This window comes from Melaminivora alkalimesophila, from assembly GCF_000282995.1.
GTDB lineage: Bacteria > Pseudomonadota > Gammaproteobacteria > Burkholderiales > Burkholderiaceae_C > Melaminivora > Melaminivora alkalimesophila.
On sequence record NZ_ALEE01000725.1, the window covers coordinates 1 to 14,883 of the forward strand.

Here is a 14,883-nt window from a genome sequence, read left to right on the forward strand (position 1 = left end):
CCTCCGCAGGCCGATACGCTCAAGGTGCAGTTCACGCTGCGCGTGCTGGGTGGAGCGGGGACGCCGTCGGCTTGCAACAGTGCGGCCTACCAGGCCAAGCTGCTGGCTACCGTGCAAGGCTACGTGCAGCAGCATGGCTTTGCCGAGCTGGCACGGCGCTACGCCGCCAACCTGGCCAACGGTCGCTTCCTGTGGCGCAACCGGGTGGGCGCCGAGCAGGTGGAGGTCGTCGTCGAGCAGATGCAGGAAGGCAGCGCCGCACATACCTGGTCTTTTGACGCTCTGGCGCTCAATACACGTACGGTAGGTGCCAGCGATCCGGGAGTGGAAGGGCTGGCAGGACTGAGCCAAGCCATTGCCGCAGGCCTGGCAGGTGCCACACATGTGTTGCTGCGGGTGACGGCCTTCGTGCGCCAAGGGGCAGGGCAGGAGGTGTTCCCTTCCCAGGAACTGATCCTGGACAAGGACAGCTCGCGCAAGAGCAAGACGCTGTACCACGTGGATGGCGTGGCGGCCATCCACTCACAGAAGATCGGCAACGCCATCCGCACCATCGACACCTGGTATGAAGGCGCCGCCGAGCTGGGGCCGATCGCGGTCGAACCCTATGGCTCCGTCACCACCCAGGGCAAGGCCTACCGTCAACCAAAGCAGAAAATGGACTTCTACACCCTGCTGGACAACTGGCTGCTAAAGGACCAGGTGCCGCCAGTGGAGCAACAGCATTTCGTGATGGCCGTCCTCATCCGGGGCGGCGTGTTCGGCGACGCCAGCTGACCTGCGGGGCTCCATGACCACGCATTACATCGACATCACGCTGCTGCCCGATCCGGAATTCAGCCACGCGCACCTGCTGGGCGCCCTGGTATCGAAGCTGCATCGGGCGCTGGTTCAACACGGTGCGGGCGACATCGGGGTGAGCTTTCCGCACCACGTGAATGCGCCCCGGCACCAGCGCACGCTGGGCAGCGTGCTGAGGCTGCATGGCACTGCCCAGGCGTTGGCAGCCCTGATGGAGCAGAAATGGCTCAAGGGCATGCACGATCACGTGCAACTCACTCCCCTGGCGGCCGCCCCATCGGACGCCCCGCACCGCTTGGTGCTGCGCCGCCAGTTCAAGACCAGTGCGGAGCGCCTGCGTCGACGGCGCATGCAGCGCAAGGGGGAAACCGCCGAGCAGGCCGCAGCCAGCATTCCCGACAGTGTGGAGCGTCGCCCTGATCTTCCCTTTGTGCAACTGCGCAGCAGGAGCACAGGTCACCCGTTTTGCCTGTTCGTGGCTCACGGCCCCGTCTTCGAAAAACCCCTGACAGGACGCTTCAACGCCTACGGGCTGGGACCGTTGGCGAGCGTGCCCTGGTTTTGACCCTTTTTTTGGGCCCACGAAAAGTTTCTTGCAAATCAACGGGTTGCGCAGTCTCCAGGAAATTCACCATTCGGCCTGAAAAAGCATTTTGTTCTTTAAAAACAGAGACTTAACTGTATTACAGTGCAGTTCCCTGCCGCGTAGGCAGCTCAGAAAACCAAGACCGGCCGTGTTGCGCGCCTGATCGAGTTCCCTGCCGCGTAGGCAGCTCAGAAAGAGCCTCGCGCATCAGTCGCGCATCAGCTGCGGTTCCCTGCCGCGTAGGCAGCTCAGAAAGCATCCAGGCGGTCAGCCGCAGCGCCTCTGGTGTTCCCTGCCGCGTAGGCAGCTCAGAAAGAGAACTGGAAGGACGTGCTGACTGCTGCACTGTTCCCTGCCGCGTAGGCAGCTCAGAAAACAGCCCCTGCCACCGTGCCGATCATCTTGTTGTTCCCTGCCGCGTAGGCAGCTCAGAAAAAATGGATCGGCCTCGCGGGCCATGGCGATGAGTTCCCTGCCGCGTAGGCAGCTCAGAAAGACCCTTGCTGCAGCGGGTGCATGCACCGTGGGTTCCCTGCCGCGTAGGCAGCTCAGAAAATGCAGGCTATGGCTGGGCTCCTGGGCCTGTCGTTCCCTGCCGCGTAGGCAGCTCAGAAAGCTCGCGCACGGCAGCCCCGCGCAGCCTGGGCGTTCCCTGCCGCGTAGGCAGCTCAGAAATACAGCCCGCCGTGGCAGCTGGCGCGGGTGCCGTTCCCTGCCGCGTAGGCAGCTCAGAAAAGGCCTCGCGCATCAGTCGCGCATCAGCTGCGGTTCCCTGCCGCGTAGGCAGCTCAGAAAGAACGTGTGCTGCAGGTGGAGCGCCTGGTGGGGTTCCCTGCCGCGTAGGCAGCTCAGAAAGATTAGGCGACACGCCATGGGCGCTCACTGCGGTTCCCTGCCGCGTAGGCAGCTCAGAAATGGTGGCCTTCTCGTTGGGCTGCAGTCCCAACGTTCCCTGCCGCGTAGGCAGCTCAGAAACAAGGAGGCGAGCCATGGCTGACCGCCTCGTTCGTTCCCTGCCGCGTAGGCAGCTCAGAAATGGACGCCGCCCGCGCAGCCAAGGAAGGAGAGGTTCCCTGCCGCGTAGGCAGCTCAGAAAAGCTTGCCAGGCCCTTTGCTTTCGTCGGCCCCGTTCCCTGCCGCGTAGGCAGCTCAGAAATGATTGCCCCGGCTGGCCGGCGCAGGGGCACGGTTCCCTGCCGCGTAGGCAGCTCAGAAATTGCTCAGCAGGCGCTGCCTGGCCCGCTTGGAGTTCCCTGCCGCGTAGGCAGCTCAGAAATGATTGCCCCGGCTGGCCGGCGCAGGGGCACGGTTCCCTGCCGCGTAGGCAGCTCAGAAAATCGTCGGGGCGCGAAGGCCAAACAGCGTCAAGTTCCCTGCCGCGTAGGCAGCTCAGAAACATGACGCGCTTGTATTTCTTCAGGTAGTCCAGTTCCCTGCCGCGTAGGCAGCTCAGAAAAGCCCGGCTCGCATGGGCCGGGCGCCGAAATCGTTCCCTGCCGCGTAGGCAGCTCAGAAAATCCGTCGCGCTCAGCCGCCGGAGGATGAAATGTTCCCTGCCGCGTAGGCAGCTCAGAAAAGCCCGGCTCGCATGGGCCGGGCGCCGAAATCGTTCCCTGCCGCGTAGGCAGCTCAGAAACATCCACCGACGCCGAAATCGCCCTGACCGAGGTTCCCTGCCGCGTAGGCAGCTCAGAAAAGCCCGCCGGTGCACAACAACTTGCGCCGCAGGTTCCCTGCCGCGTAGGCAGCTCAGAAAGAGCTGATCATCCTGGCGCCCACGTTGGAGGTGTTCCCTGCCGCGTAGGCAGCTCAGAAACACGAGGGCTACCGGGGCGAGGCGTACATCCCGTTCCCTGCCGCGTAGGCAGCTCAGAAATTGAGCAGGACGGGCTGGGCGGCGAGTGCTTCGTTCCCTGCCGCGTAGGCAGCTCAGAAATTGATAGGGTGCCGCGCCCACGGCTCACGACCGTTCCCTGCCGCGTAGGCAGCTCAGAAACACGAGGGCTACCGGGGCGAGGCGTACATCCCGTTCCCTGCCGCGTAGGCAGCTCAGAAAATTCCTGCGCCCAGGCTTCCTCATGCTCCTCCGTTCCCTGCCGCGTAGGCAGCTCAGAGAACCAGCCTCGCCGTGGTGGGAATATCCTCCAGTTCTTGGCGAGCGTGGAGAGTCGGCCGCTGCTATGCGAGCACATCGTGCGACTGAAGCGACTGGTCCCACCAAGTCACCCTGGGCCAGGGCCCTCAACCCTGCGCGCTGCTGCTCGTCCGCAAGCGTGCGCCCTGCGGTGCATCGGGTTGGTAGTCGAGCACACGGAATTCGCCCTGCGCCAGCGCGGGCTGGCGGCGCAGCATTTCCAGCGATGCGCCCATGTCGGCCAGGCCTGCCGCCCAGTGTTCGGTCATCGACAGGCGCGAGAACTCATAGCCCTTGTTTGCGCTCTCGTAGGGCTTGCCCCGGTGGATCACGTGCACCAGGGCGACCGAAGGGTCCTCGGTCTGCGCCAGCAGGCGGCGCACCTCGGCGCTGCGCTGCTGCTCGGCCGGCAGCAGCGCCGCCATGTCGCGCAGGCGCTGGTGCAGCGCCTGGCGCTCCCGCACCCAGCCGCTCACGGCGCGCGTGCGGCTCGAATACTGGATGTCCTTCTGCCGCTCGACCACTTCGGCCAGCGTGCCCGGCAGGCTGCCACGCGCACTGAACAGGTCGATCTGGAAAATCGTCACCGCGACATGGCAGTCGCGCGGCAGGTGGCCGACGATATGGGTGAGCGGCGTGTTGGAGACGATGCCCCCGTCCCAGTACCACCGTTCGCCCACCTGCACCGCGCCGAAGCCCGGCGGCAGCGCACCGCTGGCCATGATGTGTTCGGGGCCGATGCGCTCCACGCGGTTGTCGAAATAGGTGAAGTTGCCGCTCTCCACATCCACCGCGCCGACGGACAGGCGCATCGGGCCATCGTTGAGCAGCTCGAAATCCACCAGCTCCAGCAGCGTCTGGCGCAGCGGCTCGGTGTCGTAGAGGCTGACCGGGGGCCGGGGCCACCACTGCCAAGGCGGCCGGGGCCGGAAGAAGCCCGGCACGCCCTGCCACGCGCCCCACATCGCCATGCCTTGGTCCCACCAGCCGCGCAGTGGCCCGAGATCGATGCCCTCGGCCAGGTACGGCAGCGGCAGGCTCGGTGGGATGTCCAGACTGACGCGCTGCCAGAAGGCCCGCAGGCGCTGCAGCCGCCGCTCGCGCGGGTTGCCCGCGATCAGTGCCGCGTTGATGGCGCCGATGGAGATGCCGGCCACCCAGTCCACTTCCTCCTCGCGGGCGAGCAGCGCCTCGTAAGCGCCCGCCTGGTAGGAGCCCAGGGCACCGCCGCCCTGGAGCACGAGGATGGTGCGCGGCGGGTTGGCCGCGCTGACGGCAGCCGAATGTGCGGAAGCGGAAGAGACCATGGACGCCAAGCGTACTGCAGCGCAGCGGCGCCTTCAGGGCGCGGCGCCCAGATACCTGCGCAAATACGCCCCCGTATGGCTCGCCGGATTCGCCGCCACTTCCTCGGGCGTCCCTTCGGCCACCACCTTGCCGCCGCCGGCGCCGCCCTCCGGTCCCATGTCGATGACCCAGTCCGCCGTCTTGATGACGTCCAGGTTGTGCTCGATCACGACCAGCGTGTTGCCGGCATCGCGCAGCCGCATGAGCACCTGCAGGAGCAGGTCCACGTCGGCGAAGTGCAGCCCCGTGGTGGGCTCGTCCAGGATGTAGAGCGTGCGGCCGGTGTCGCGGCGCGAGAGTTCCTGCGCGAGCTTGACGCGCTGCGCCTCGCCGCCCGAGAGCGTGGTGGCGCTTTGCCCCAGGCGGATATACGAAAGGCCGACCTCCAGCAGCGTCTGCAGCTTGCGCGCGATCGTCGGCACGTCCTTGAACAGCAGGTAGGCGTCCTCGACCGTCAGCTCCAGGATATCGGCGATGTTGCGGCCCTTCCACTGCACCTCCAGCGTCTCGCGGTTGTAGCGCTGGCCATGGCACACGTCGCAGGGCACGTACACGTCGGGCAGGAAGTGCATCTCGACCTTCACCACGCCGTCGCCCTGGCAGGCCTCGCAGCGCCCACCGCCTGCGGCCTGCGAGACGTTGAAGGAAAAGCGCCCCGGCCCGTAGCCGCGCTCGCGCGCCGTGGTGGTCTCGGCCATCAGCTCGCGGATGGGGGTGAACAGGCCGGTGTAGGTGGCCGGGTTGCTGCGCGGTGTGCGGCCGATGGGCGACTGGTCGACGTTGATGACCTTGTCGAAGTATTCGATGCCCTCGATGGCGTCGTGCTCGGCCGGCTCGTCGTGCGCGCGGTACAGCTGGCGCGCCACGGCCTTGAGCAGCGTGTCGTTGACCAGCGTGCTCTTGCCCGAGCCGGACACGCCCGTCACGCAGGTGAACAGGCCCACGGGAAAGGACACGCTCACGTCCTGGAGGTTGTGGCCGCGTGCGCCCAGCACGCGCAGCGCCTGCAGGCTGCCCTGCGTGGCGCGGTGCTCGGCCAGGCGTTCCTTGCGGCGCTGGCTGGCGGCGGTCTCGGGGAAGCGTGACTTCTTCGCTTTGGCCGGCGCTGCGTCTTCCGTCGAGGTCACCACCGGCAGCCAGGGCGTGCGCCGCGCAGGCACGGCGATGGATTTGGCGCCCGAGAGGTATTGGCCGGTGAGTGATTGCGGGCTGGCCGCGAGATCGGCCGCCGTGCCCTGCGCCATGACGCGCCCGCCGTGCACGCCGGCGCCCGGACCCATGTCCACCACGTGGTCGGCGGCGCGGATCATGTCCTCGTCGTGCTCGACCACCAGCACGCTGTTGCCCAGGTCGCGCAGGCGCGTGAGCGTGGCGATCAGGCGGTCGTTGTCGCGCTGGTGCAGCCCGATGCTGGGCTCGTCGAGCACGTACATGACGCCCGTCAGGCCCGAGCCGATCTGGCTGGCCAGGCGGATGCGCTGCGCCTCGCCGCCCGAGAGCGTGTCGGCGCTGCGCGCCAGGCTCAGGTACGACAGGCCCACGTCGTTCAGGAAAGTGAGGCGCGCGGCGATCTCGCGCACGATGCGCGCGGCGATCTCGGCCTTGGCGCCCGACAGTTGCAACCCCTGGAACCAGGCCAGTGCATCGGCCAGCGTGAGCGCGCTGACCTGGTGGATGGCGAGCGCCTGCTCGCCCTCGCCGACCCGCACCGCGCGCGCCTCGGGCCGCAGGCGCGCGCCCTGGCAGGCCGCGCACGGCTGGCAGTGGCGCAGGCGCGCCAGCTCCTCGCGCACCACGCTGGAGTCCGTCTGGCGCCAGCGCCGCTCCATGTTCGGGATGATGCCTTCGAAGGGGTGGTGCTTGACGATGCTCCGGGCCTCGCCCGGACCCTCTTCCAGCAGGTAGGAAAAGGCGATCTCCTCGCTGCCCGAGCCATGCAGCACGGCCTGCCGCACCGCCGCCGGCAGGTCCTCGAAGGGCGTCTCCACGTCGAAGCCATAGTGCGCCGCCAGGCTCTCCAGCAGGGCGAAGTAGCTGCTGTTGCGCCGGTCCCAGCCGCGGATCGCGCCGCCTGCCAGGCTCAGGGACGGAAAGGCCACGACGCGCGCCACGTCGAAGACCTCCTGCTCGCCGATGCCGTCGCACGCAGGGCAGGCGCCCGCCGGGGCGTTGAAGGAAAACAGCCGCGGCTCCAATTCGGCCAGCGCATAGCTGCACACCGGGCAGGCGAAGCGGCTGGACCACAGGTGCTCGACGCCGGTGTCCATCTCCAGCGCCAGCACGCGCCCCGCCCCTTCCGCACCGCCCACGCGCAGCACCGCCTCGATGCTCTCGGCCAGGCGCTGGCGCGCATCGGGGCGCACCCGGAGCCGGTCGATCACCACGTCGATGTCGTGCTTCTCGGTCTTCTTGAGCGGCGGCAGGTTCTCTGCCTCATAGGTCTGGCCGTCGATGCGAAAGCGCACGTAGCCCAGCTGCTGCATTTGTTCGAGCAGTTCGCTGAACTCGCCCTTCTTCTGCCGCGCCACCGGGGCCAGCAACATCAGGCGCGTGTCCTCGGGCAGGGCCAGCACGGCGTCCACCATCTGGCTCACGGTCTGGGCGCTCAGGGGCAGGCCATGCTCGGGGCAGTGCGGCGTGCCGGCGCGCGCGAACAGCAGGCGCAGGTAGTCGTGCACCTCGGTCACCGTGCCGACGGTGGAGCGCGGGTTGTGGCTGGTGGCCTTCTGCTCGATGGCGATCGCCGGCGACAGGCCCTCGATCAGGTCCACGTCGGGCTTGTCCAGCCGCCCCAGGAACTGGCGCGCGTAGGCCGACAGACTCTCCACGTAGCGCCGCTGCCCCTCGGCATACAGCGTGTCGAAAGCCAGGCTCGACTTGCCCGAACCCGACAGCCCGGTGATCACCACCAGCCGGTTGCGCGGGATGTCCAGGTCGATGTTCTTCAGGTTGTGCGTGCGTGCGCCGCGGACGCTGATGTACGGCCCGCCCCGGGTCGGGGCGGCGTCGGCGGGCAGCGGATCCTGGGCGCCGGAGGGCAGAGGGGTCACGATCGGGGCCGGGCTGTGGAAAAACCCACCATGATAGTGGCGCACCCGCTCCCCTGCCGGGGCTGCGCCAGCCCCGCTCAGCCGCCGGCCTGCTCGACGCGTGCAATGAAGGCGTCCACCAGGGCGTAGTGCGCCGGCACGTTCAGGGCCGGCGCGTGGCCGCAGCCGGGCACCTCCACGACCTCCAGCAGTCCGCGCGCGCCCGGTCCGCGCGTGCGCATGCGCTCGATCGTCTCGGGCAGCACCAGGTCGGAATCCTCGCCGCGCAGGCACAGCACCGGCAGCTCCAGCCGGTCGTAGTGCGCCCACAGCAGGTAGTCGTCCTCGTGCGCCGTGAACTGGCGCACCATGTCCGGGTCGTAGTGTGGCGTCAAGCGCCCGTCGGGCAGGCGCCGCGCCGAGGTCTCCGTCAGCTGGCGCCACTGTTCGTCGCTCAGCCAGCCATAGGGGGCGTAGACCTGGCGGAAGAAAGCCTCCAGCCCGGCCATGGTGTCGAAGGCCGGCGGCTGGCCGGCGTAGGCGCGGATGCGCGCGATGGCGGCGGCCGCCAGCTCGGGGGCGTTGTCGTTGAGCAGCAGGCTGCGGATGCGCCCCCGCATCTGCGGCGCGTGCAGCCCGGAGGCGCAGGCGGTGCCTATGGCGCCGCCCATGGAGGTGCCGATCCAGTGGGCGCGCTCGATCCCCAGCTGTTCGAACAGCGCGGCCGCGATGCGCGCATAGAAGCGCAGGCAGTATTCCTCGTCCGGCCGCGCCGACCACTGGCTCAGCCCGCGCCCGAGGGTGTCCGGACAGATCACGCGGTAGCGCCCGCTCAGGTGCGCCGCCAGCGGGTCCATGTCGCGCCCCGTGCGCGCCAGGCCGTGCCAGGCGATGACCACCGGCGCGTCGGGCGGGCCCCAGTCCATGTAGTGGATCTCGTAGCCGGCGCAGGTGGCGTAGTGCGAGCGGGGTGGGGTCATGGAGCGGTACGGCAAGAGCAGGTCGGCAGGGCGGATGGCGGCGCGGTCAGCTCTTCGGCCGCCGGGCCGCCGCCGCGCGCAGCCGCCCCACCACGCCGGTCGGGAAGTAATAAACCGAGAGCACGAACAGCAGCCCCAGCCACAGCAGCCAGCGGTCGGGCGAGAGCAGCGCCGCCAGCCACGGCCAGCCGGCCGCCGCCTCGTGGCCCAGCCGCAGCAGGTCCTGCAGGTAGCTTTGCGCCACCAGGAACAGCACCGCGCCGATGACTGCGCCATAGATCGTGCCCATGCCGCCGATCACCACGATCAGCAGCACGTCCATCATGATCTCGAAGGACAGGGAAGTGTCCGGCCCGTTGTAGCGCAGCCAGAGCGCCAGCATGCAGCCGGCGAGCGTGGCGAACAGGGCGGAGAGCACCGACGACAGCGTGCGGTAGACCACCACGCGGTAGCCGATGGCCTCGGCGCGGAACTCGTTCTCGCGGATCGCCTGCAGCACGCGCCCGAAGGGCGAGTTCACGATGCGCAGGAGCGCCAGCACCAGCACCAGCGCCAGCACGAACAGCAGGTAGTAGGCGAAGATGCGCCCGTCGATGTCCACGCCCAGGAAGGGCTCGTCGAAGGGCTCGAAGCTGGGCGAGAGCCACAGCGGCACGCGGAAGGTGAGCCCGTCCTCGCCGCCGGTCCATTGGGACAGCTGCGAGGCCAGCGTCTGGAAGGCCGCCGCCACCGCCAGCGTGATCATGGCGAAGAAGATCGCCCGCACGCGCAGCGAGAACAGTCCGATCGCCAGCGACAGCGCGAGCGACAGCAGCAACGCCCCGCCCGTGCCCACCGCCAGCGCCCCCCAGGTGGCGCCCAGGCGCGAGGTGGCGATGGCGATGCCGTAGGCGCCGATGCCGAAGAACATGGTGTGGGCGAAGCTGACGATGCCGGTATAGCCCAGCAACAGGTCGAAGCTCGCCACCAGCACCACGAACACCAGCACCTTGGCCGCCACGTTCAGGGCCTTGATGCCGGGGAAGACGAAGGGCGCGCACAGCAGCCCCAGGAAGATGGCGGCCAGGATCAGCGCCAGCACGCGGCTGCGCGGGTAGTCGCTGGACAGGAGGCGGTACAGCATGGCTAACGGTTCGCCACCGGATAGACGCCCTGGGGCCGCCACAGCAGCACGGCCACCATCAGCGCGATGTTGGAAAACAGCGCCACCTTCGGCAGCAGGAAGCCCGTGTAGTTGGCCATCAACCCGACCAGCAGCGCGCCGATCAGCGCCCCGCCCGTGCTGCCCAGCCCGCCGATGATGATCACGATGAAGATCAGGATGTTCACCTGCGCGCCCATCTGGGGCACCACGCTCTGCTGGTACAGACCCCACATCACGCCGCCCAGCCCGGCCAGCGCCGAGCCGGCGACGAACACGCCGACGAACAGCCGGCGGATGCGGTAGCCCAGGGCCTCGACCATCTCGCGGTCCTGCACGCCCGCGCGGATCAACAGGCCCAGCTTGGTGCGCGCCAGCACCCAGGCCAGCAGCGCGAACACCGCCAGCCCCACCAGCACCGCCACCACGCGGTATTTCTCGACCGCCGCATCGCCCAGCAGCCAGGCGCCCTTCATGCCCTCGGGCAGCGGCAGCGGGATCTGTTGTGGCCCCCAGACGACCTTGATCAGCTCCTCGCCGATGATCATGCCGCCCATGGTGATCAGGATCTGCTTGAGGTGCTGGCCATAGACCGGGCGCACGATGAAACGCTCGAAGGCCAGCCCCACGGCGCCGGCGACCAGCATCGCCACCACCATGGCCGGCAGCACCGCCACCAGGTTGCGCCACAGCACGGCCGATCCCGTCCAGTCGCCCATGGCGCCCAGCACGCTGGTGGCAACGAAGGCACCCAGCGCGATGAACACGCCGTGGCCGAAGTTCAGCACGTCCATCAGGCCGAAGACCAGCGTCAGGCCGGAGGCGATGATGAAGATGATCATGCCCATGGCCAGCCCGGCCACGGTCAGCGTCAGCCAGGTCGAGGCCGAGCCCACGAAGGGCAGGACGGCCAGCGCCAGCAGCGGCACCAGCGCCAGCGGCTTCCAGTCGAGTTCGCGCAGGCGGTTCATGGGCATGCTCACAGCGCCAGCCCCAGCAGCGACTGCTGCAGCGCCTCGTCGGCCGCGAGCGCCGCCATGCGGCCGGCGTGCACTACGCGGCCGTTGTCCATCACCGCCACGCCGTCGCCCAGGCGCCGCGCGAAGTGCAGGTTCTGCTCGACCAGCAGCAGCGTCACGCCGCCCGCCTTGAGCTGCTCGAAGGCACGGATCATGTTCTCGATGATGGCCGGCGCCAGCCCCTTGCTCGGCTCGTCCACGATCAGCAGCTCGCGCGGCTCGACGATGGCGCGCGCCACCGCCACCATCTGCTTCTGCCCGCCCGAGAGCTTGCCCGCCGGGTGGTTCCAGAATTTCTCCACCGCGGGAAACAGCCCGAAGATCCACTGCAGGCGCGCCTCGTCCATCTGGCCGGCATGGCGCGCGCCGCGCGCCGCCAGCAGCAGGTTCTCGCGCACCGTCAGGTCGGCGAAGATGCCCATGTTCTCCGGCACGTAGGCCACGCCCTGCAGCGCGATCTGCGGCGTCGGCAGGCGTGTGATGTCCTGCCCGGCCAGGCGCACGCTGCCCTGCGAGGCGCGCCACAGGCCCATGATGGTGCGCAGCGTGGTGGTCTTGCCCGCGCCGTTGCGCCCGAGCAGCAGCGTGACCTGCCCGCGCGGCACCGCAAGATCCACCCCGTGCAGGATGTGGTAGGCGCCGATATGCGTGTGCACGCCCGACAGCTCCAGCAGTGGCGGCGGCTGCGCGCTCATGCTGCGCCTCCCGGCTCGGCGGCCGCGCCCAGGTAGGCCTGCTGCACCACGGGCGAGGCGATGACCTCGGCCGGCGGGCCGTCGGCCACCAGCTGGCCGTTGGTCAGCACGATGATGCGGTCGGCCAGCTCGCGCACCACGTCCATCTTGTGCTCGACCAGCAGGATGACCTTGGAGCGGTCCTTCTTCAGTTCGCGGATCAGCTCCAGGATCACCGGCGCCTCGTCGTGGCTCATGCCGGCCGTGGGTTCGTCGAACATGTAGACCTGCGGTTGCAGCGCCATCAGCAGCGCCACCTCCAGCTTGCGCTGGTCGCCGTGCGGCAGGCTGGCCACGGGCGCGTCGCGCCGCGCCAGCAGCGCCACCGACTGCAGGATCTCCTCGGCGCGCCCGGTCAGGCGGCGGTGGTCGCTCCAGATGCTCCACAGGTTCAGTCCGCGCCGGTGTGGCCCCTCGGCCATGGCCTGCACCGCCAGGCGCACGTTCTCCAGCACGCTCAGGCCGGGAAACAGGTTGGTCAGCTGGAAGGCCCGCCCGAGCCCGGCGCGCGTGCGCTCGGAGGCCGGCAGCCCGGTCAGCTCGCGCCCGTCCAGGTGCACGCTGCCGGCGGTGGCCCGCAGTTGCCCCGAGATCAGGTTGAAATAGGTGGTCTTGCCCGCGCCGTTCGGCCCGACGATGGCCGTGAGCGTGCCCGGCTCGAAGCGGCAGCTCACGGCATCGACGGCCACGTGGCCGCCGAAGCGCACGGTCAGTCCCTCGGTGCTCAGCATCCGCCGTTTCTTCAGCGCCCGTTGCGGATCGGGATCTGCATCTCTTCGGGCCGGATCTCGCGCACCAGCTCGGGCACGCCCCAGGCGAAGGCCGGGTCCACCTTGATCTTGAAGTGGTACATGCTCTGCATTGCCTGGTGGTCTTCCTTGCGGAAGGTCATGGTGCCCTTGGGCGTCTCGAAGCTCATGCCCTCCATGGTCTTGATGAGCTTGTTGGTGTTCGTGTCGCCGCCCGTGGCCTTGAGCGCCGTGACCAGCGCCATGGCGGCGGAAAAACCCCCGGCGGTGAAGAAGTCCGGCGGTGACTTGAACTCCTTGTAGTGCGCGGCCACCATGGCGTCGTTCACCGGGTTCTTCGGGATGCCGAAGTAGTAGTAGGTCGCGCCCTCCATGCCGGGGAAGTTCTTGTAGCTGGCCATCGCCGGCAGGATGTTGCCGCCGGTGGCGATCTCGATGCCGTAGCGTTTCAGGTCCAGGTCGGCGATCTTGAAGGGGTTGCCCGCGCCGGCCCAGACGATCCAGATGATCTTGCGCCCGGGCTGGTCCTTGAGCTTGTCGATCAGGCGCTGGGCGCCGGCGGTGAAGTCGGTGGTGTTGGTCGGCAGGTATTCCTCGTGCACCAGCTTGGCGTGCTTCAGGGCCTCCTTGAAGGCCTTCACGCCGTCGCGCCCGAAGGCATAGTCCTGCGCCAGCGTGGCGACCGTGACGCCCGGCTTGTCGATGGCGACGGCGTTGCTGATGGCGTCCTGGCTGGAGTTGCGGCCGGTGCGGAAGATGTACTTGTTCCACTTGTCGCCGGTGATCGAATCGGCCACGGCTGGCTCGACCAGCAGGATCTTCTTGTATTCCTCGGCCACCGGCAGCATCGCCAGCGCCACGCCCGAGGACGTGGGGCCGACGGCGATGTCGGCCTTGTCGTCGGAGTAGGCGGCGGCCAGCAGGCTCTTGCCGAGGTCGGGCTTGCCCTGGTCGTCGCGCTCGAGCACGACCAGCTTCTTGCCGCCGACTTCCATGCTGCCGCCGGTGGCGTACTGCAGGCCCATCATCAGCCCGGCCTGGGTCTGCTTGCCGTAGGCCTCCAGCGGCCCGGTCTTGCTGTAGATGTGGGCGATGCGGATCTCGCCCTTCTGCGCGAGGGCGGCAGGGGCGGCGAGCGTGGTGGCCAGGGCGGCCAGCGCGACCAGGGTGCGGCGTTGCATGGGTGGGTCTCCTGTGGTGGTTGACCTGTCCATGCACAAGGCGTGCCAGCCGCTCGGGGGTCCTTTCAAGGCCGAGATACGCTGTTCGTGCCCAGTGTTGTCTGGGAATCAGTCAAATCGTCTGTCTGAAATTCAGTCAATTGTCTACTTGAAGATCAGGGTTTTCCGCAAGCCGCGCGTACAGCTTGGCGCGCGAGATGCCCAGCGCACGCGCCGTCGCCAGCCGATTGCCGCCGTGCCGGCGCAGCGCGGCGCCGATCGCCCGGTGTTCGAGCTCCGCCACCTGCTCGGCCAGCGGGCGCAGCAGCAGCGCCTCTTCGTCCTGCCTGCCGGGGCCCGGACGCGGAGCCGGGGCCAGGGGCGCCGCCGGCTCCACCCCGGTCTCGCGCAGCACCTGCGCCAGCTGCGCCGCGCCGATGCGCGGGCTGTCGCTGCGCATGGCGACCTGTTCCAGCACGTTGCGCAGCTCGCGGATGTTGCCGCGCCAGCTCTGGCCGGCCAGCAGCGCCAGCGCGTCCGGCAGCAGCTCGGGCGGCTCCACCCCGCTGCGCAGCAGCAGGTCCTCGTACAGCGCCTCCACCAGCGCCGGGATGTCGCCCGGGCGCTCGCGCAGCGGCGGCACGCGGATCGGCAGCACGTGGAGGCGATAGAACAGGTCCTCGCGGAACTGCCCGGCCTGCACCATGGCGTGCAGGTCGCGCGAGGTGGCGGCGACCACGCGCACGTCGAAGGGCAGCAGCCGGTTGCTGCCCAGCGGCTCGATCTCGCCCTCCTGCAACGCACGCAGCAGCTTGGCCTGGACATGCAGTGGCATGTCGCCGATCTCGTCGAGGAACAGCGTGCCGCCGTCCGCCAGCCGAAAGCGCCCCTCGCGCCCGCGCCGGTCCGCCCCCGTGTAGGCGCCCGGCGCCACGCCGAAGAACTCGGCCTCCAGCAGCGTCTCCGGCACGGCGGCGATGTTCACACTGACGAAGGGCCCGTCGGCGCGCGCCGAGGCGGCGTGGATGGCGTGCGCCAGCAGTTCCTTGCCGGTGCCGGTCTCGCCCAGCAGCAGCACCGGGCTGGCCGACTGCGCGGCGCGCCGGGCCTGGCGCTTGACCTCGGCGGCGGCGGGGCTGGAGCCGATGAAGCTGGCGAAGGTGTAGCGCGCCCGGCGCTGGCGCTCGCCCGTGCCGCCGCGGC

The 14,883-nt window shown here is 68.8% G+C and carries 11 protein-coding genes and 1 CRISPR repeat array; of the genes, 2 read left to right on the forward strand and 9 right to left on the reverse strand.

Annotated features, from left to right (window positions below; translation table 11 throughout):
• Positions 1-777 (forward strand): type I-F CRISPR-associated protein Csy3 (gene csy3, locus A612_RS14075; RefSeq protein ID WP_019375096.1); only part of this gene is annotated, 777 nt, incomplete at its 5' end.
• Between the two features lie 13 nt (positions 778-790).
• Positions 791-1,366, forward strand: coding sequence for a type I-F CRISPR-associated endoribonuclease Cas6/Csy4 (gene cas6f, locus A612_RS14080; RefSeq protein WP_019375097.1), 576 nt, complete (start codon positions 791-793; stop codon positions 1,364-1,366).
• Between the two features lie 128 nt (positions 1,367-1,494).
• Positions 1,495-3,503: a CRISPR direct-repeat array (repeat unit 28 nt; unit sequence GTTCCCTGCCGCGTAGGCAGCTCAGAAA).
• A 125-nt stretch (positions 3,504-3,628) separates the two neighbouring features.
• On the opposite strand, the gene A612_RS14085 is transcribed toward cas6f, so the two are convergent.
• From A612_RS14085 to A612_RS14125, 9 genes are all read right to left on the reverse strand, one after another.
• Positions 3,629-4,828, reverse strand: coding sequence for a patatin-like phospholipase family protein (locus A612_RS14085; RefSeq protein ID WP_019375098.1), 1,200 nt, complete (start codon positions 4,826-4,828; stop codon positions 3,629-3,631).
• Between the two features lie 33 nt (positions 4,829-4,861).
• Positions 4,862-7,885 carry an excinuclease ABC subunit UvrA gene (uvrA, locus tag A612_RS14090; protein ID WP_051001514.1) on the reverse strand — a complete coding sequence of 1,008 codons (3,024 nt, stop codon included), beginning with the start codon at positions 7,883-7,885 and terminating at the stop codon, positions 4,862-4,864.
• Positions 7,886-7,995: 110 nt separating this feature from the next.
• Positions 7,996-8,877, reverse strand: coding sequence for an alpha/beta fold hydrolase (locus A612_RS14095; protein WP_019375100.1), 882 nt, complete (start codon positions 8,875-8,877; stop codon positions 7,996-7,998).
• Between the two features lie 46 nt (positions 8,878-8,923).
• A complete protein-coding gene (locus A612_RS14100) occupies positions 8,924-10,000 on the reverse strand; it encodes a branched-chain amino acid ABC transporter permease (RefSeq protein ID WP_019375101.1) in 1,077 nt (358 codons plus the stop codon).
• A gap of 2 nt (positions 10,001-10,002) precedes the next feature.
• The gene (locus A612_RS14105; RefSeq protein WP_040437030.1) at positions 10,003-10,989 is read right to left on the reverse strand and encodes a branched-chain amino acid ABC transporter permease; all 987 of its coding nucleotides are present in this window, start codon (positions 10,987-10,989) and stop codon (positions 10,003-10,005) included.
• An 8-nt stretch (positions 10,990-10,997) separates the two neighbouring features.
• Positions 10,998-11,732, reverse strand: a complete 735-nt coding sequence (locus A612_RS14110; RefSeq protein ID WP_019375103.1) for an ABC transporter ATP-binding protein — start codon at positions 11,730-11,732, stop codon at positions 10,998-11,000.
• On the reverse strand, positions 11,729-12,502 hold the full coding sequence (locus A612_RS14115; protein WP_019375104.1) for an ABC transporter ATP-binding protein: 774 nt from the start codon (positions 12,500-12,502) through the stop codon (positions 11,729-11,731). Before A612_RS14115 ends, A612_RS14110 begins: the two co-directional genes overlap by 4 nt.
• 11 nt (positions 12,503-12,513) lie before the next feature.
• Positions 12,514-13,701: a substrate-binding domain-containing protein gene (locus A612_RS14120; RefSeq protein ID WP_019375105.1), complete on the reverse strand. Its 1,188-nt coding sequence runs from the start codon at positions 13,699-13,701 to the stop codon at positions 12,514-12,516.
• A gap of 136 nt (positions 13,702-13,837) precedes the next feature.
• Positions 13,838-14,883: sigma-54 interaction domain-containing protein (locus A612_RS14125; protein ID WP_019375106.1), on the reverse strand; the 1,046-nt coding region annotated here is incomplete at its 5' end.

Bases quoted from the DNA above. Each gene is read 5' to 3' on its own strand.
- cas6f (WP_019375097.1), top strand. From the start codon at position 791: ATGACCACGCATTACATCGACATCACGCTGCTGCCCGATCCGGAATTC.
- A612_RS14085 (WP_019375098.1), bottom strand. From the start codon at position 4,828: ATGGTCTCTTCCGCTTCCGCACATTCGGCTGCCGTCAGCGCGGCCAAC.
- A612_RS14095 (WP_019375100.1), bottom strand. From the start codon at position 8,877: ATGACCCCACCCCGCTCGCACTACGCCACCTGCGCCGGCTACGAGATC.
- A612_RS14100 (WP_019375101.1), bottom strand. From the start codon at position 10,000: ATGCTGTACCGCCTCCTGTCCAGCGACTACCCGCGCAGCCGCGTGCTG.
- A612_RS14105 (WP_040437030.1), bottom strand. From the start codon at position 10,989: ATGAACCGCCTGCGCGAACTCGACTGGAAGCCGCTGGCGCTGGTGCCG.
- A612_RS14110 (WP_019375103.1), bottom strand. From the start codon at position 11,732: ATGAGCGCGCAGCCGCCGCCACTGCTGGAGCTGTCGGGCGTGCACACG.
- A612_RS14115 (WP_019375104.1), bottom strand. From the start codon at position 12,502: ATGCTGAGCACCGAGGGACTGACCGTGCGCTTCGGCGGCCACGTGGCC.
- A612_RS14120 (WP_019375105.1), bottom strand. From the start codon at position 13,701: ATGCAACGCCGCACCCTGGTCGCGCTGGCCGCCCTGGCCACCACGCTC.